Origin of the sequence: Kocuria sp. CPCC 205297, from assembly GCF_040981035.1 — a bacterium.
Lineage (GTDB): Bacteria > Actinomycetota > Actinomycetes > Actinomycetales > Micrococcaceae > Kocuria > Kocuria marina.
This window is the reverse complement of the sequence record NZ_JAVKPY010000005.1, coordinates 42,665-59,336: the sequence shown is the minus strand read 5'-3', so window position 1 is coordinate 59,336 and position 16,672 is coordinate 42,665. Positions and strand designations below refer to the sequence as shown.

General features: G+C 66.4%; 13 protein-coding genes. 12 read left to right on the top strand and 1 reads right to left on the bottom strand.

Going from position 1 to position 16,672, the window contains the following annotated elements; translation table 11 throughout:
* The first annotated feature begins 8 nt into the window (after positions 1 to 8).
* From RF650_RS05680 to RF650_RS05625, 12 genes are all read left to right on the top strand, one after another.
* Positions 9 to 413: a Gp19/Gp15/Gp42 family protein gene (locus RF650_RS05680; RefSeq protein ID WP_368814368.1), complete on the top strand. Its 405-nt coding sequence runs from the start codon at positions 9 to 11 to the stop codon at positions 411 to 413.
* The gene (locus RF650_RS05675; protein WP_368814367.1) at positions 410 to 772 is read left to right on the top strand and encodes a hypothetical protein; all 363 of its coding nucleotides are present in this window, start codon (positions 410 to 412) and stop codon (positions 770 to 772) included. The genes RF650_RS05680 and RF650_RS05675 overlap by 4 nt, the downstream gene beginning before the upstream one ends.
* Before the next feature lie 4 nt (positions 773 to 776).
* Complete coding sequence (locus RF650_RS05670) at positions 777 to 1,085, top strand: DUF5403 family protein (protein ID WP_368814366.1); 309 nt, start codon at positions 777 to 779, stop codon at positions 1,083 to 1,085.
* A gap of 2 nt (positions 1,086 to 1,087) precedes the next feature.
* Positions 1,088 to 1,516, top strand: coding sequence for a hypothetical protein (locus RF650_RS05665; RefSeq protein ID WP_368814365.1), 429 nt, complete (start codon positions 1,088 to 1,090; stop codon positions 1,514 to 1,516).
* A gap of 59 nt (positions 1,517 to 1,575) precedes the next feature.
* Positions 1,576 to 2,151 (top strand): hypothetical protein, encoded by a 576-nt coding sequence (locus tag RF650_RS05660; protein ID WP_368814364.1) that lies wholly within the window; start codon positions 1,576 to 1,578, stop codon positions 2,149 to 2,151.
* A gap of 104 nt (positions 2,152 to 2,255) precedes the next feature.
* Positions 2,256 to 2,663 carry a hypothetical protein gene (locus RF650_RS05655; protein WP_368814363.1) on the top strand — a complete coding sequence of 136 codons (408 nt, stop codon included), beginning with the start codon at positions 2,256 to 2,258 and terminating at the stop codon, positions 2,661 to 2,663.
* A 62-nt stretch (positions 2,664 to 2,725) separates the two neighbouring features.
* Positions 2,726 to 3,022, top strand: a complete 297-nt coding sequence (locus RF650_RS05650) for a hypothetical protein (RefSeq protein WP_368814362.1) — start codon at positions 2,726 to 2,728, stop codon at positions 3,020 to 3,022.
* 60 nt (positions 3,023 to 3,082) lie between these two features.
* A complete protein-coding gene (locus RF650_RS05645; RefSeq protein ID WP_368814361.1) occupies positions 3,083 to 7,813 on the top strand; it encodes a hypothetical protein in 4,731 nt (1,576 codons plus the stop codon).
* Between the two features lie 3 nt (positions 7,814 to 7,816).
* Complete coding sequence (locus tag RF650_RS05640) at positions 7,817 to 8,641, top strand: hypothetical protein (protein WP_145012306.1); 825 nt, start codon at positions 7,817 to 7,819, stop codon at positions 8,639 to 8,641.
* 439 nt (positions 8,642 to 9,080) lie between these two features.
* Positions 9,081 to 10,955, top strand: a complete 1,875-nt coding sequence (locus RF650_RS05635; protein WP_368814360.1) for a hypothetical protein — start codon at positions 9,081 to 9,083, stop codon at positions 10,953 to 10,955.
* Between the two features lie 9 nt (positions 10,956 to 10,964).
* On the top strand, positions 10,965 to 12,986 hold the full coding sequence (locus tag RF650_RS05630) for a glycosyl hydrolase family 28-related protein (protein ID WP_368814359.1): 2,022 nt from the start codon (positions 10,965 to 10,967) through the stop codon (positions 12,984 to 12,986).
* A 133-nt stretch (positions 12,987 to 13,119) separates the two neighbouring features.
* Positions 13,120 to 15,489 (top strand): glycosyl hydrolase family 28-related protein, encoded by a 2,370-nt coding sequence (locus RF650_RS05625; RefSeq protein WP_368814453.1) that lies wholly within the window; start codon positions 13,120 to 13,122, stop codon positions 15,487 to 15,489.
* Positions 15,490 to 15,495: 6 nt separating this feature from the next.
* Here the strand turns inward: RF650_RS05625 and RF650_RS05620 are convergent, their stop codons facing one another.
* Positions 15,496 to 16,671: a hypothetical protein gene (locus tag RF650_RS05620; protein WP_368814358.1), complete on the bottom strand. Its 1,176-nt coding sequence runs from the start codon at positions 16,669 to 16,671 to the stop codon at positions 15,496 to 15,498.
* Position 16,672 lies beyond the last annotated feature (1 nt).

The following is a 16,672-nucleotide window of genomic DNA, read 5'->3' as shown; positions in this document are numbered from 1 at the left end:
AGGACGTCATGGCCAACGCGCTCGAAATCGGTCTGGACCAGGTCAAGCTCGAGTACGACGGGGTCATCCCGGACACCGAGGAGGACTACGTCCAGGCCCTGGTGGACAAGGGCGTGCGCGTCCTCCTCGCGGACTGCCCCGGGCTCCTCGCCAGAGTGAAGTCCGGGGCCACCGACCCAGAGCTCGCGCAGGACGCCGTCGTCGATGCCGTCCTGCGCGTGCTGCGCGACGACGACCCCACCATCCAGTCCGAGTCCGAGGGCGGCTACAGCTACAGCAAGCGCGCGCTCGCCGCGTCCCCGGACATCTGGTACACGGACAGGTGGCTTGCCCGCCTGGGCTGCACCAAGGGCGAGGAGGCTGGACCGAGGACAGCTCGGGTTGGCATGCGCCGCGGGTGGGCTCTCCCATGAGCCTGCGCTCCGCACCTCGCCACACCGTCACCGTCACCACCGTCCAGCGCGTCCCGGACGGCATGGGCGGCTACGAGGACGTCGAACAACCACCGGTGACCCGGCACTGCAACGTGTACCCGCTTTCCGCCACGGAGCGCTACGAACTCGGTTTTCAGGCCGTGACCACCTACCAGGTGTTCGACCACGAGCAGCAGATCAACCCGGGCGCCGGCCCCTGGCCCGGCGGGAACCACACCCGCATCACCTGGGAGGGCCGCACCTTCCAGCAGGAGGGCGAACCGATGGTCCACACCATGTCCCGCCGCACCAGCCATCAGCGCATCGTCATGACCGCGCTCGCGGCGAAAGCGCGGTGACCGCATGGCGTGGGTTGATCCCAGGGCGTCGCTGATCGCGGCACGCATCGCGTCTGTGGATGCGGTGTTCGACGCGGCCGCCGACGAGGTGGCTGCGCAGGTGCGGGCGAATGCGGCCGGTTCCAAGCGGACTGGCCGGTTCCTCGCGTCGATCAAGGTCGAGCGTGTCTCGGGCCCGTCAGGGGTCACGGACCGTCTCGTGTACTCCGACGACCCGAACGCGATGTCCATCGAGTACGGGCACTTCACGGACGGCGAGAAGCCGTCTTGGGTGCCTGGGAAGTTCGCGTTCAGGAAAGCGCAGCGGGGGTGAGCATGCCGAGAACACTGCCCGTGCACCGGGCCTTGCACACGGTGCTCACCCAGATCGTCAACGACCCGCGGGTCACGGTCACCGCGGAGCCCGACGTGGACGCGTACGAGCACCTGCCCATGGTGATCTTCGCGGCCACCTCGGACGGGCGGATCGCCAACGCGGATCTCGCGCTGGGGGAGTCCTGGGCCGTGGCCGTGTCGGTCTGCGCCAAGACTAACCGCGCCGCCGAGGAGATCGCCGCCTCGGTGGCGTACTTCATGGCCGACCTGCAGGACCACTACCCGGTGATCCGTGACGGCGCCCAGCAGCTGTGCTCCGTGGCGTACGCCGACGTGGTCAGCCTGCCCGACAGAGCGCCTGTGACCGCCACGGTCGCCAAGGACGTGGCCCAGTACAACGGGTCCTTCCGCGTCCTCCTCACCCCGTAGCACGGGGCCCCAACACATTCTTCTCGGCCCGTGGTGGGCCACACCCCTGGAGGTATCTCATGGCACTCGATGCCGGAAAAACCATCATCCCGTTCCGCGGCAACGTGCTCGTCGCCCCCGTGGACACCGCGCCCATCGACATCTCCTCGTTCGTGATCGGCGATGAGAAGACCTACACCGGCTGGGACTCCCTCGGCCACACGTCGCGCGAGAACTCCGTGGCCCTGGAGAAGGACGGCGGCGACGCCGAGCAGAAGGGCTCCTGGGAGGACGAGGGCCTGGACGCCGTCTACGAGCCGACCGCCTGGTCCTCGACCGTCAACGCGCTGCAGATGGACCGCGCGACCTTCGAGCTCGCATTCCCCGGTGGCGAATGGGACGAGGCCACCCAGTCCTACGACGTCGGCAACATCGGCACCGTCGAGCGCGCCGTGCTCGTGATCTTTGCCCCCGGCGACAAGCGCGCCGGGTTCTACATGCCCCGCGGCCAGATCACCCTCGGCGACGCCCCCGAGCTGGACGTCGAGGAGTTCTTCGAGCTGCAGCTGCGCATCCAGGCGCTGTCCTCGCAGACCACCCGCAAGCGGTTCCGCTGGTTCGCCACCCGCCCGTACAAGGCGCTCGCGGCCGCGTGACACACTCCCGCCCGCTCGTGGCTCCGTGAGCCGGCCACGGGCGGGCGGGGCTCCACCCACACCAACAGGCTCACACCGACAGCACATGCTCACAGGAGGCTCACATGGCTACGACCACCCAGACCCGCACCCGCAAGACCCCGCAGGACCGCAAGCCCACCCAGGCGTCCGTGGACGCCGCGAAGCAGGAACGTTTCGAGGACGTCGAGGGGCACGAGCTGCTGATCCCGTTCTCCAAGATCAAGGGCTCGGACCAGGCGCGCATGATGGCGCGCATGCTCAAGCTGCTCGGCGCGGAGTCCATCGAAGACGTGGACCAGGAGGTCGACGTCTCGAACTTCGACCTGGACGAGGTCGCGGACTTCATCGACTGGGTCGAGGATCGCTACGCGGTGGACCCGGTCAAGTTCGCCGCGTTCACTGCGGGCCGGGGCGGCATGGAACGTGCCATGAACCTGTGCATGGCCTACGCCGGTGAGATGGGGGAAGGCGACGGCTCCGAGAATGGCTGATCTCGGAGCCCGCCGTTGTCGGTGACCTCGTCGGTCTCTACGGCTTCGACCCGCTCGACGCCGTGACCCATGGGGACTCGGACCGGCTGCTCGTACTCGAGGCACTCGTAGCGCGTCTCGGGCGCGACGCCCGCTCCGTGGCCCGCGCCGAGACACTCGGCAGCACAGCCCACGTGGACTGGACCCCAACCGCGTACATGACGGCCAACGTCGTGGACCGGGTCGGCCAGCTCGCCGCGATCACTGCGGTGTCCGGGTCGAAGAAGAAGCCGCGATTCCCGCCGCCGGTGGACCGCCCCGACGTCTCTTCCAGCCCCACCACGCTGGAAGAGGTCGACGCGATCATGGCCGGCGCCTGACACACAGAAAGGCCCCCGCACCCGCGGGGGCCTTTCGCATACCCATGTGAGGGGGAACCGATGGCCGGCGGCAAGGAAGTCGGGCGCGTACAGATCCGCGTCCTCCCGGACTCCACGAACTTCGGGGCCGAGCTCAAGCGCAAGCTGCAGCAGATCGAGCGCACCGCGAAGGTCACGATCAAGACCGCGCTGGACACGACCGGTCTCGCCGGTGAAGCAAAGCGCGCGGCCGCTGCGGCGGGCAAGTCCGCGAAGGTCACCCTCTCCACCGCCCTGGACTCCAAGGGCGTACGCCAGGCCGTGACCGACGCCAAGAGACAGGCCCAGTCTGTCGCGGAGAAGGCTCCGATCAAGGCGCCGCTGGACATCGACACCGAGCGGGGCTGGCAGGAGCGCGTCACCCGCGAGGTCAAGGCCGCCGCCGCCCGCCTCGAAGCGCAGATCCCGCTCACCGTCGACGGTGAGCGGATGCGCGCCGACCTCGCCAAGACGGTCAAGACCGCCACCGCGAACCTCAACGCGACCATCCCTGTGGACGCTGAGAAGGCCGCGGCGTTCCGCGCGAAGGTCCAGGGCATGGTCGAGCAGATCGAGTCCCGCGCCGCGGAGCTCAAGATCGCCGCCGACACCGCCGCCGCCCGCCGTGACGCCGACGACCTGCACGACGACATCAACGGCCGCGAGGCCACCTTCAACGTCAACGCCGACACCGGCGTCGCCGCCGCGCGTCTCGCCGTGCTCGCCCGAGACCGCATCATCAAGCTCCACGCGCAGCTCTCCACCGGCTCGGTCGGCAAGGTCACCGCCGCGCTCGCCGGTCTCTCCGGGGCCCGTGTGGCCGCTGACGCGATCCAGCACGTCAGCGACGTCCTCACCAACCTGGACCGTTCCGTGCCCCGTGTGGCCGCGCTCGGCACGGCCTTCGTGAACCTGGGATCCGCCGCGCTCGCGGGCACCTCCAACATCCTCTCCCTCGCCGGGTCGGTCGCGTCGATCGCCCCGGCCGCGCTCGCCGTGCCCGGAATCCTCGCGGGCATCGCCGTTGGTGCGACGACGATGATCCTCGCGCTCAAGGACGCCGGCAAGGTCCTCGGAGACCTGGGCCCGCAGTTCTCCGCGCTGCAGGGATCCATCAGCTCCTCGTTCTGGGCCAAGGCCGAGGGGCCCATCCGCAGTCTCGCCTCCTCAGCCCTGCCCCTCCTGGAGTCCAAGCTCTCCGGGGTGAGCTCGTCCATCGGCACGTTCTTCGCGGGCATCGCCAAGGGCCTCAACACCAAGCTCTCCCTCGGCCAGCTCGGCACCCAGATGGACTACCTCAAGTCGTCCATCGACATCGCCGCCGGCGCCGCCCAGCCGCTCGTGCGCGCCATCATGACCCTCGGCACCGCCGGCGCCTCCTACCTGCCGCAGCTCGCGGGCTGGTTCACCAAGCTCACCACCCAGTTCGACGCGTTCATCACCAAGTCCGCAGGGGACGGGTCTCTCCACCGGTGGATCACCGGGGGAGTCTCAGCACTCCAGGACCTCGGCCGCGTCATCGGATCCACCGCAGGGATCCTCGGAGGCTTCGCCACGGCGGCAGCCAACGCCGGCGGTGCCTCGCTTGGCGCGCTCGCAGACGGCCTGCAGCGCGTCAACGCCGCTATCAACGGGCCCGTGTGGCAAGGCGCCCTCACCACTGTGTTCCAGGGCGCCCACGATGCCATGGCCGCGCTCGCACCGGGGGTCTCTGCCCTGGGCTCCGCGTTCCTCTCCCTGGCCCCGACCATCGCCCAGGTCATGACCCTGGCCGGGCAGGCTGGATCAGCGCTGCTCGAGGGCTTGGGGGCAGCACTGCAGAACCCCGTGTTTCAGTCCGGGGCGACCGCCCTGTTCCAGGGCATCCTCACCGGCGTGCAGGCACTGCAGCCGGCCTTCCCCGCCCTGGGCGCGGCCGCGGGCTCCCTCATGTCCGTGCTCGGCACACTGGCCTCCACCATCGGCCCCGTGCTCGGCACCACCATCCAGGCACTCGCCCCCGTCTTCACCGCCCTGATGGCCGCGATCCAGCCGATCATCCCCGTGCTCGGCCAGGCCCTGGTCTCCGCTATCTCCGCGCTCGCACCGATCCTCGTGGCCGTCGCCCAGGGGATCGCGAACTTCACCAACGCGTTCCCCAGGCTCGCCGCCGTGATCGGAGTCGTCGCGGCCGCCGTCGTCGCGCTGCTCCCCGTACTCGTCTCCGTGATCTCCGGAATCGTCGGGTTCGCCACCACCATCGCCGGGGCCATCGGAGCGTTCGGTGGCTTCGCCGCGATCGCCGGGGTGCTCGGCACCGTGTTCACCACCCTGGGCCCGGTCATCGCCGCGGTGGGCGCAGTCGTCGCCGTATTCCTCGCCGGCCTGGCCGCGCTCGCGGCGATGTTCGCCTACGCGTGGTCCACCTCAGAGCCTTTCCGGGCAGCTGTGATGGGTCTCGCGCAAGCGTTCATGGGGCTGGTGGCCACCGTGGCCGGCGCGCTCATGCCGATCCTGACCTCCCTGGCGGGCGCTGTGTTCCCGGCACTGATGGCCGTGGTCAACGCGCTCGTCCCGGTGTTCACGCTGGTGATCCAGATCATCACGCAGGTGATCACGATCCTGACGACGCTGGTCACCTTCGTGCTGGGCATGCTCATGCCGGTGTTCCAGGCACTGCTGCCGGTCATCACCACAGTGTTCTCGACCATCGCGTCGATCATCACCGCGGCGATCGGCATCATCCAGGGCATCCTCACCGTGTTCCTGGGGCTCCTGCAGGGCAACTGGTCGATGGTCTGGCAGGGCCTGGTCATGATCGTGCAGTCTGTCTGGGCGCTGCTGACCGCCATCGTCACCGGGGCAATCGCGATCCTGCAGGCCATCATCATGGCCGGCTTGACCCTGATCACGACGATCTGGTCGGCGGCCTGGAATCTGCTGGTCACGACGGCGACGACGATCTGGGCGATCATCACGACCGCGATCACCACGGCTATGACCCTGATCCAGACCGTGATTCAAGCGGGCCTGGCCCTGGTCTCAGCAGTATGGACTGCGGCGTGGACCGCGCTAGTCGCGATCGCAACATCGGTTTGGGCCTCCATCACCGCAGCGGTCTCGGCTGCCATCTCCGCTGTGCAAGCGGTCGTCTCTGGTGGTCTCTCTGCGGTGCAGGGCGTGGTCTCCGGGATCATGGCGGGGATCCTTTCGTTCTTCGTCTCCGCATGGGCGTCGATCACCTCGGCAGTGTCCTCTGCCATTTCCACGGTCCAGGCCGTCATCTCCGCTGGCATGTCGGCGGCGTTGTCGATCGTCTCCGGGATCATGTCCGGGATCCTCTCGGTGGTGTCCTCGATCTGGGCATCCGTGACCTCGGCGATCAGCAGCGCGGTCTCCGGTGCGGTCTCGGCGATCTCCTCCGGGTTCAGCGCCGCTCTCTCCGCAGTGTCGTCGGCGATGTCCGGAATCGTCTCTGCAGTGGCATCCGGCGCCGCATCCGTGGTCTCGGGCTTCAGCTCCATGGTGTCCTCGGCGATCAGTGTCCTCTCGGGCATGATCGGGCAAGCGGCCTCCATTGGCGGGCAGATCATCGCGGGCCTCGCCTCGGCGATCAGCGGCGGCGCGGCCACCGTGGTCGGCGCTATCAAGGGCGTCGTCAGCGGAGCCATCAGCGCCGCCAAGGCTGCACTCGGCATCCACTCGCCGTCGCGAGTCTTCCGCGGCATCGGTGAGTACACGGTCGCGGGTCTGACCAAGGGGCTCACGGGCAAGGCTTCGGAGGCGAAGAAGGCCTCCGCGGATCTCGCCAAGGGAATCACACAGGTCTACCAGAAGAACGCCGAAGCACAGCGCAAGCGACTCAAGAAGAAGTCGATCCTGGGCGACCCGAAGGCGCAGGCGAAGGCGTTCTACGACACCTACGCACGGGCCTCCACGGACGCTCTGCAGCGCCTGGCGTCCAAACGCGACGGGCTGCTCAAGCGACTGGACGACCAGAAGAAGAAACTGGACGACCTGTACAAGCAGCGCAACGACAAGGCCGCGTCCATCAGCGACCAGCTCATGGGGTCCTTCGACCTCAAGAAGGCATCCGCTGGTGGGATCCAAGGAATGATCCGTGGCGCCCAGCAGGCGGCCGCCGCGATCCACCAGATGCGCGTGAACATCTGGAAGCTGAAGGAACGCGGGTTCTCCCAGAACCTGATCAACGACCTCTCAGCCATGGACCCGCGCCAAGCCAACCAGGTCGCACAGCAGATCCTGCGCGGCTCACGCGCACAGCAGGACGCGCTGAGACGCCAGTACCGCGCGCTCGAGAAGCAGTCCTCCGGCGCCGGGAAGCTCGTGGCGAACTACATGTACTCCACGGGCATCCAGGCGGCCAACGGGCTGATCAACGGGCTGCGCTCCCAACTCGCAGCGGTCGACGTCGCATCCAAGGTCCTCGCAGACCGACTCGTCGGCACGGTCCGCCGGCGCCTGGGCATCCACTCCCCGTCACGGGTGATGGCGATCCAAGGCCGCTACTCCGCCGAGGGCTTCGCCAAGGGCCTACGGGACAACGCCCACCTCGCCGACCTCGAGCTGCGCTCGCTGCTGGCGTCGCCTCCGCCAGTGAACGCGCCGCGGCCGGTCACGGCGCAGGGCGGGGGAGCGGAGGAAAGCTTCGATGAGCAGCTGGCGCGCCTGCTGCAAGAGATCCGCGACCTTCTGGAATCGGGCATGACCCTGGACGGCCGGCGGGTGTCGGAAGCTCTGTTGTTGTCCGATCGACGTTCGCGAAGGAGGTAGGCAGTGGGTGCGTTTATCGGATCCCTGGGGAACCTGATCGAGCTAACTCAGTGGGCTGAGAGCCAGTCAGTGAAGACGGGGCAAGACCCGACGTTCTTCACTGGGCTGGACGGCAGCCGTACTGCGTTCGTGCAGCCTCGGATCGGGCAGTCCCTTCGCGAGTGGGAAGTGTCCATGACGAAGGCCCGCCCTCGTCACGCCGCGGCGTTCCAAGCGCTGTGCGTCGGGGCTTACGGGGAAGGGCCCTTCGCCTTCTGTGATCCACTGGCGCAGGTCACGAACCTGCTGACGCCGCGCCAGTCCCTGCTGGATCCCGGATCCCTCTCGCGTGGCTCCGCGGCGTATACACGCACTCAGGTGCCCGGGTTCGGGGACATGCCCTCGATCCTGAACTTGTCCGGGACGAGGCGGATCGGGACCGGGACTCCGGTTCGGCCGGGCCGCCCGGTCACCGTGTCAGCGTGGGTTGTCTGCCCTGACCCGGTCACCGTGACCGCCCAATGTCTGAACGCGTTTGGGGGCTGGACAGGTAACGCCAAGGCAACGAGTGCTGCCGTGCCGACGGGTGCGTGGGTCCACGTCACCGTTGTACCCAATGCCGACTCAGCACAGGTGGACTTGCGTATCGATGCGGCCTCGACCGTGACGATCGCGTGCCCGGCGATTACCTGGACGCCCGGCCCTATGCCGTGGTCACCCGGCCGTGGTGCCACCCAGGTTGTGGTGCACAGCTTGCAGGAACACATCGAGCAGGCCTCACCGTGGGGCGACGGACGACAGCGGCTGTCCTATTCCGCGACCGTGACGGAGGTGGGATCAGGTGCGTGAAGGAACGTGGTCCACCGGCCCCACCCGTGTGGTCTCCGCGCAGATCACAGGCGTGCCAGGCGACGGGACGTCTGTGACCGTGTCCCGGGACGTGCCCTCCCCAATGCCCGGTCAGGCAGCAGCGGTCGGCGGCCAGTCAGCGGCCACCGCCACCGTGGAGGTACTACCAGCCGGCGCGGTGAGCGCTCGCGGCGGCACCCCGTTCACTCGGCGCGATTGGCCCAACCCCGGTTCTGCGTCATCGATAGACGTCATCGATGGGTCCACTTCTCACCGGATTTTCACGGGCACTGTCGACGGGACGAACTCGAGCCTGGCGGACAGCAAAATCACGGTCCCCCTCGTGGACGACACGGACGCGCTGTCTGTGCCCGTATCCCACCGTCCCCTGTTCCGTGAGATGCCCCCGCAAAGCACTGATGGGTCCGAGCGTCAACGTATGACGGGTCTGATCAACGCCTACGTGGTGAACTTGGCGGCCCGGGCGGCCGGGTTCTACAACACCCCGGCGATGGGCGGCTACTGTCTCCTATCCGTGCCGCTAGTGGGCTCTACGTGGCCCGAGCGGGGGGTGCTGGTCGAGTCCTACCGGGCAAGGAACGTCGGTGGGTGGGGTCGCTACCAGCCCGGTGCGTACGCGGAACGCGGCCCGGGCACAGTGTACGTGACCCAGTGCTACGCCACCTACAAACCGGATCGGTGGAACATGCCGTGGTCCGGTGGGATCACCGCTGAGCGGCCCTTGTCGATCACGCTGTGCGCCCGGCAGGGGCAGGCGACGTCGTCGTATGTGGCCTGCCGCTGGTCGGGTTCCACCTATGACCGGCAGATCCGGTTGGCGGTCACGAGTCAGCGTTCGATCGTCGCCCAGATCGTGATGGAGGGGGAGATCACCACCGTCGCCATGCTGACGGGTGGCGACGCTGGGCCCTGGGAGTGCGCGACGCTGCGGGTCCGTCGCATGTCGACAAACGTTCTGGAGTTTCAGATCACCACGGACACCGGCGTTGTGAAGACTCTGCGCACGGAGATCGGTGGGACCGTGATGCGCGACAGGATGTGGGACGAAGCGCGTGTGTATGTCCCCGAGGGATGCGGGATCAATGGGGTGCAGATCAACTACACATCACAGCCCCCGGAAGCGGAGACGTTCCGCCGCACGTTCCTGTACCGGCCGGATACCCCTCTGCGCAGCCTGAGCGTGATGCCGGCACTGGTTTCCGTCACCGCCGGTGACCTCATTCGCCAACAGGCCGCCGCGGAATGCGCCGGCGTGTGGATCGATGAGGATGGTGTGCTGCAGTGGCAGGGCGACACCTGGATGAAGTCCAGAGCCGTTGTTCGTGAGCTAACGTCCTCGGAGTTGGCGGATGCTCGCCTCGAGATGGACAAGCAAGATGTCCGCCGCAAGGTGACAGTGAAGTACATGGCCTGGTCGACCCGCACATCACGCCGGTCGTCGATCGTGGTGCACGAGGGCTCAAAAGATGAGTACCTCGAGGGCGACTTCGCTGAGGTCATCATCAACCCGCCTGACACCCAGCAGTGGGTGCAGGTCGATTCCACCCCCCGTGACGTATATGGCGACGTCGGTGCTGGCTTGCTGAACAGCGGCCAGGGCAGCTACCAGGGGTTCACGCCTCTGTCAGCGGATGGGACGGAGATCCTCACTGCTGGCAGCGGGAAAACTGAGATGGGTTTCGCTCCCACCGGGCCGGACGCCTGGAAGTGGACTCTCGATGTGCAGTCGCTGCCCACGGGAGCTGACCGGATCCGGACCGCGACCAGCGCCGAAGAATACTCCAACGTCAAACCTGCGTACCGGGACCGCGGTCTGCCACTGCTCAGGGCAATGGGGGTCGCTACGGCCGCCCCGTCGGAGGCTTCCTCCAGTGTGGTGGGCCCGGGGTGGGCGCCCGATCTCGAGCACGACGTCGGATGGCATATCCAGGACGCGGAGCGCGCGAAGACATTGGCCGACTTCATCGCAGCGGAGCTCGCTAAACCCAAGCCCAGGATCTCGGATCTCGCGGTCCTCCCGGATCCGCGGATCCAGCTGGGGGACAAGATCCGTGTCACGGATACCGCCCGCACCGGGCTGTCCATCGTCGGAGTCGTCAGACGTATCGAACAGGCGATTGAGGCCGGGCGTCATGAGATGACCTTGGACCTGATCGTCACCGAAGTGACTGCATCAAACGTCACCCTCCAAGAATTCGACGCCTTCTACAGCGGCATGACCCTCTCCGCCGTGGATACGCGATTCAAGGGGGAATCCTTGTCACAACGCGACGCGCAACCGCTTCGCAGCTAAGGAGTTCGCATGCCTGCCACAACACCTCTGGGCATCACGTACCCCACCAATTCGGATAAGCACCCGTCCGCGGCGTGGTGGCAGACCCTGGCGACGACGACGGACTACGCGGTGAGTGTGGCGAACGCGGCCACACGCGCGTGGGCGGCCGAGCTCGATATGGAATCCAATGCCAGTACGCGCGAATACGTCGACTTAGCGCTGGCCGGGGCCGGGCTGGAGGGCTCGTCATCGGAGCAGATCGATGCGGCTGTCGAGCGGGTGCTCTCGTCTCAGGCGTGGGCGAACCGCAAGGAGAACGGTGTCAACGTCAAGGCGTACGGCGCCAAGGGCGACGGGGTAAAAGATGACACCGCCGCGATCCAAGCGGCGCTGAACAACACGGATGGCCTGCCGGTGCACTTCGCACCAGGCCTGACCTACCGAGTGACTGCCCCACTCGTGGTGCCCTCTGGTGTGTGGGTCCACGGACATGGCGCGGTCATCGTCGGCAGCGGGTCGCTCTCCTCCCTGTTCTCCCTCACCGGCACGGAGTCCACTGTCGAGGTTCCCCTGGTGGGTACCTACGGCGCGGGGGACTCACTGCTGACCACGGAGACGGACCACGGGCTGTCCGTGGGCGAGACGTTCCGGATCGTGGGGCAGCGCCAGGCGGCCTCGATTGACGCACCCCCCGCCGACCGATTGGGCATGGCCACGAGCAACGCCCGCGGGCCCTGGGTCGGTGAGTACCTGACCGTGCGTGAGGTGACCTCCGCCCGGCAGGTGCTGGCCAGCACGGGGCTGATCTTCAACGGGTACCGCGCCGACGCCTCCGCAGAGACGCATCCAGAGGCACGGGCGCGCACCACGCTCAACCGGATCACCTGGCACACCGGCACGCTCATCGAAGATCTGACGATCCGCGCGAGCACGTCCAACACCGTGCGCATGACCTACTGCCGTGACGCCGTGATCCGCAACGTCCGCGATGAGCGGACCAGCACCGCTGGGGCTGCGGTGAGCATGCTCGGCTGCTACCGGTGCACCGTCACCGGATGCCACGCCCAGTACCTGCGCACCAAGCCCGCGGACGTGCTCTATTACCAGCGCAACTTGTACAAGCTGGTGTCCTCCCAGGCCTGTGTCGTGGACCAGTGCACCGCTGACGGTGGTGGGCAGGTCGTGGACGTCACCTACCTTCAGGCCAACAAGATCCCGTCCATTGCCTGCGTGATCCGCCGCTGCCTGTTCACCGGCTTCGACGACAACCCGGTCACCACCCACCCCGGCACGTGGGGGACGATCATCGTGGACAACGAGTTCCGCGCGGGCAACGACGCTGTATCCGCCAACGGGATCGGCATCCGCTCGCCGTACTCCCTGGTCACCGGCAACGCCGTCGCCGGCATCCCCTCCCGCGGCACCAGCGACCCGTTCGTTTCCAGCGGCTCCTACGGGGTGCACCTCTACGACGGAGGCGGCCACCACTGCCAGATCACCGGCAACCAGATCACCGGATTCGACATCGGCGTAGGCATCAGCGACGGCGGAGAACCCGCAGAACGCCACGGCGAACTGCACGACCTCATCGCCAGCAACAACATCACCGACACGTACTTCGGTGTACTGGTCCGCAAGTCCTCATACTCCGACCCCTCGATCTTCTCCGCGCTCGCGGTGGCCGGGAATCAGATCGTATCCCGGCTGGACGGTGCGTGCGGGGTGCAGCTGGATAACGGATCGGCCTCTACCCGGGCCCCCGCAGTCACGTCCAACACCTTTCACTTCACTGGCTCGAGCCCGGTGCCGATACGGGTGGGGAAGAACACGAAGGACCCGGTGCTCACCGCCAATACGGTCACCGGTACCGCCGCCACCTTGTACCAGACCCAGCCAGACGCCGCCAACGGCACGATCGCTCTGGCCGCCAACACCGTGGTCACACCCTCCGGTGTCGTGCAGGTACCGCCCACCGGGACTGGTGGTGGCGGCACCGTGTCTCTCCGCCCCGATCCGACCGTGGATGGCGCCTACCTGATTGGAGATTGATATGCCCGTACGTATTCCCTCCGTGGATGAGAATGGGGCACTCACGGGCGCCTCTCGCAAGTGGGTTGAAGGGCTGGTGACCAAGGGCGTGCAGGTACGCGGGGTCATTCCCTCGGCCACGAACGTGGACACCATGCGCGGCCCGGACTGGGCCGGGGAATGGGACATGCCCCTGGCCCCCGCAGTGAACACCCTTACCGGCACCGCGCCACCAGTCGGCTGGCTGCCCGGCCAGTTCAAGGTCATGGGCTGGGCCGGCGGCACCACCAACCTGGCCTCCCAGCTGTACATGCCCTACACAACCGGCAAGGGCATGTGGTACCGCACGATCCACGTACACACCCAGACAGGTGCCACAGCATGGTCCCCATGGGTAAACCTTGCCGACGTCACCGACACCCTGATCGGCGCCACCCCGAACATCCTGCTCGTACAGGACTTCACCCGACGACGCGGCCCGGTGAACACTAACGGCAAAGGTGCGGTCGCATTACGCTTCGACCACGGCCTGGGGAACTTCCGCGACAAGATCCTCCCCCTGCTACGCGCTCGCGGACTGAAAGCGTCCTTGGCCTTGAATTCCCGCTCTTGGGGTCTGGCAGAGAATGGGGGAGTCACCGCGGCGGAGGTTGATGGCTGGGTTAGTGAAGGTGTTGTGGAGATCTGGAACCATGGCGCCCACCACTCCGACGCCGTAACCCGCGCCGAGCTTGAGGACACGATCGTCACTGGTTTGGCGGAGCTACGCGCGCAGTTACCCTCCGCCCAGATCGACGGGTGGGTGGTTCCGGGGGTAGGGGGCACCAACTACAACGGGTTCAACGGTGGAGGGAACACAGGTGTGTTCACGTCCACGGAGGCTGGTCGGTTGATCCTCGCTCATCACGCGGTAGCGACCGGTGCCATCCCAGGCACGGTGCACAGGGTGCTTGACGGTACGGTGCGTCAGGGCATGAGCCACTACACGCTCGACGCTGTGACCGGTACTGCAGCTCAGTACCAGATCAATCTCGCGGCCACCAACGTCACGGGCCTGCAGTTGCTGCTGCACCCGTCTGCAGTGGATCAGCCGGACAAGGTGACCACTGCCAAGATCACCGAGATCCTGGACCACATCGTGGCTAAGCGCGACGCAGGGGAGCTCGTGGTTCTTTCTCCGTATCAGCTCATGCTCGCTGATGCGCAGAGCGTCACTCCCGCCAATCTCGTTGAGAGGGGAGTTGTCACCCGTGACCGTCTGGTGATCAACGCCCTGGACTACGGTGTAAAGGGTGATGGTGTGGCGGATGACACGGCCGCTCTTAACACGGTTGCAGCGTACGCCTACGCCAAAAAGGCTCGACTGCTGATCCCGGCAGGGACCTACAAGACCACGGGGACGGTGACGTTTCCTTGGGACCTTGACGCGGACCAGGCTGAGATCCGCTACACGGGCACGGGCACGGCCGTCATCATCGGCTCCGATCCTGGTGGGGTGACCGCGCGCCGTGCGTTCCGGGCGCCGCGGGTGGTGAAAGCCAACCGGGTGACCGGGTGGGACTCGGGATCTGTGGGGCTGCTGCTGCGCAACCTCAATACGTGCGAGGTGTACGTACCGTTCGTGCAGGACTTCGAGCGGAACTTGGTGTGCCATGGCGAGGGCGCCGGATTTGCGTACACCACGGTTCGATTGGGGGCGTTGTGGGAGGGTCGTGGGAACCTCGATCTGACATGCAACTCCACGGGGTACGTCAACCAGAACCTGTTCCTGGGTGGAAGGCTGCAGAAGGCCGCTCAGAAAGGTGCAACGGCCGATGACCCCGAAGCGTTTCAGGTGCGTATGGTCTCCACGGATGACCAGCTCCTGGGCCCCAACAACAACACGTTCGTGGGCACCTCGTTCGAGTCTGTGAATGTGCAGTTGCATTCCGTGCAGTTGTCGGGCACATACAACCAGTTCTTGAACTGTCGTTGGGAGTATGGCCCGCACCGGGTTCTGTACAAGTCCGGTGCGAAGTGGAACAAGATCTCCGGCGGCTACAACTCCTGGAACATCGAAGAGGTCTTTGAGGGTGGGGCTCTCGGCGGGGAGCTCGAGGACGTAGAGGGTGCCTATTCGTCCTCATCCGGGGTAACGACCGGGCAGGCTATTCCCTCGGGGGCGTGGACTACCGTCACGGCGTGGCGCACACCAACGGGTCGGCGTGCCCCATTCAACCCGGAGACGGGGACGTGGAGACCTCGCTCAGGGCGTTGGCTGATCGGCGGGGTGATCAGTTTCGTGCCCGGGTTTACCGGGCGAAGGGGCGCTCGGATCATGGTTGGTGGGACGGTGGCGGATCTGTGCGAGCTTCCCGCGCCTACCTCCTCCGGTCAACGTGTGAGCCTGACGCTGTCCACTCCGATCCGGTTGGACGGCACGCAGGCAGTGTCCGTCGAGGCGTATCAGACGTCAGGCGCTGATCTGGCCCTGGAAACCTCGGCCGGTTACTGCAAGGTTTGGATGGAGTATCTCGGTAAGTAGCCCTGGTCAGGAAAGAACAGCAGGGTAGTACGGGGCCAGTAGCTGCCGCACTGCCCGGTACTCGTCCCAATCAGACTCGGTATAGAGACCGATTCCTGCGTCAGTGAGCTTCTCTACTAGGCCGCCGAGCAGTGGCGTGGGCATGGCCTGATAGACCGTCGTGTTTGCTTTCTCGAAGAAGGTCAGGGTCAGGTCAGCCACGGCGGCGTCCACCTCAGGTGGGGTGTCGGAGACCATCGTGTCTCGGGCATCAGGCCCGGCGTGCTTGGCGACGTAGAGGGAGAGGAAGTCAGTGGCGAAGTTCTGCCCCCACTGGTAGTGCGGTGCGCCCGGCGCCTGGATCTCCGGGGCGGCAGTGGCGGGGGTATCGAGGCGATTGGCGACAACCTTGGTGAGCAGGTACTTGCGGTACAGCTTCTCCTCGCCCGGTGAGGCCAGCGAGGTCAGTGAGGCGGGGATCTGTTCGGGCATGTAGTGGGCCAGGGCGATCACGGTGCCAATCTCGGTGAGTCCCGCCACGTAGGGGGCGTTCGTGTACCCGGCTGCAGCGAACGGCGGGAAAGTGCCCGAGGTCGTCGAGACCGGGGTAGTGCGCATGTTGTCCACCCCGGCTTCCAGGATCGATCCGAAGGTCATGTATCGGGCGTGGTGATGGGCTGCGGTGAGTATTGCGCCGATGCCCATGAAGGACCAAGAGTTTGCCCGCAGCGGCGTTTCAGTGAGGTTGGTGGAGATGATCGTGGGCTCGAAGCGTTGGTAGTAGGCCCGTTCCCGAGAGAACCGCCCACCGAAGTCCAGCGACACTAGGTGAGTGTCTTCGGGCATCAGCGCGAGGGCGGCGAGAGAGTCGAAGCCGCCCGAGAAGTTCAGAACGGCTCCGCTCTGCGCGGTGCACCCATCGGCAGTGGGGTGGCTGTGGCATGTGACTTCTGCCTGGGTGAATGCAACTAGACGGTCTCGTGTCTCTCGTTGCAGGGGGAGGTCGAAGTGCACCTGCTCGTACGCCCTGCCGCACAGCGTGGACAGGGCAATCGCGACACGATCCAGGTCCCACAGCATAGAGGCGTTCGTCTCGAACCACAGGTGGTGCGTCTGTTCACCGCCCTCGTGGGTGACCCGAGCGGAAACATCGAGCCGCTGATCGTCCGTGATCTCGATGTCATCGAATGAGATTGCTGCCATA

Coding starts and splice junctions, on each gene's coding strand:
- RF650_RS05680 (WP_368814368.1), top strand. CDS start 9: ATGGCCAACGCGCTCGAAATCGGTCTGGACCAGGTCAAGCTCGAGTAC.
- RF650_RS05675 (WP_368814367.1), top strand. CDS start 410: ATGAGCCTGCGCTCCGCACCTCGCCACACCGTCACCGTCACCACCGTC.
- RF650_RS05670 (WP_368814366.1), top strand. CDS start 777: ATGGCGTGGGTTGATCCCAGGGCGTCGCTGATCGCGGCACGCATCGCG.
- RF650_RS05665 (WP_368814365.1), top strand. CDS start 1,088: ATGCCGAGAACACTGCCCGTGCACCGGGCCTTGCACACGGTGCTCACC.
- RF650_RS05660 (WP_368814364.1), top strand. CDS start 1,576: ATGGCACTCGATGCCGGAAAAACCATCATCCCGTTCCGCGGCAACGTG.
- RF650_RS05655 (WP_368814363.1), top strand. CDS start 2,256: ATGGCTACGACCACCCAGACCCGCACCCGCAAGACCCCGCAGGACCGC.
- RF650_RS05645 (WP_368814361.1), top strand. CDS start 3,083: ATGGCCGGCGGCAAGGAAGTCGGGCGCGTACAGATCCGCGTCCTCCCG.
- RF650_RS05635 (WP_368814360.1), top strand. CDS start 9,081: ATGACGGGTCTGATCAACGCCTACGTGGTGAACTTGGCGGCCCGGGCG.
- RF650_RS05630 (WP_368814359.1), top strand. CDS start 10,965: ATGCCTGCCACAACACCTCTGGGCATCACGTACCCCACCAATTCGGAT.
- RF650_RS05625 (WP_368814453.1), top strand. CDS start 13,120: ATGCGCGGCCCGGACTGGGCCGGGGAATGGGACATGCCCCTGGCCCCC.
- RF650_RS05620 (WP_368814358.1), bottom strand. CDS start 16,671: ATGGCAGCAATCTCATTCGATGACATCGAGATCACGGACGATCAGCGG.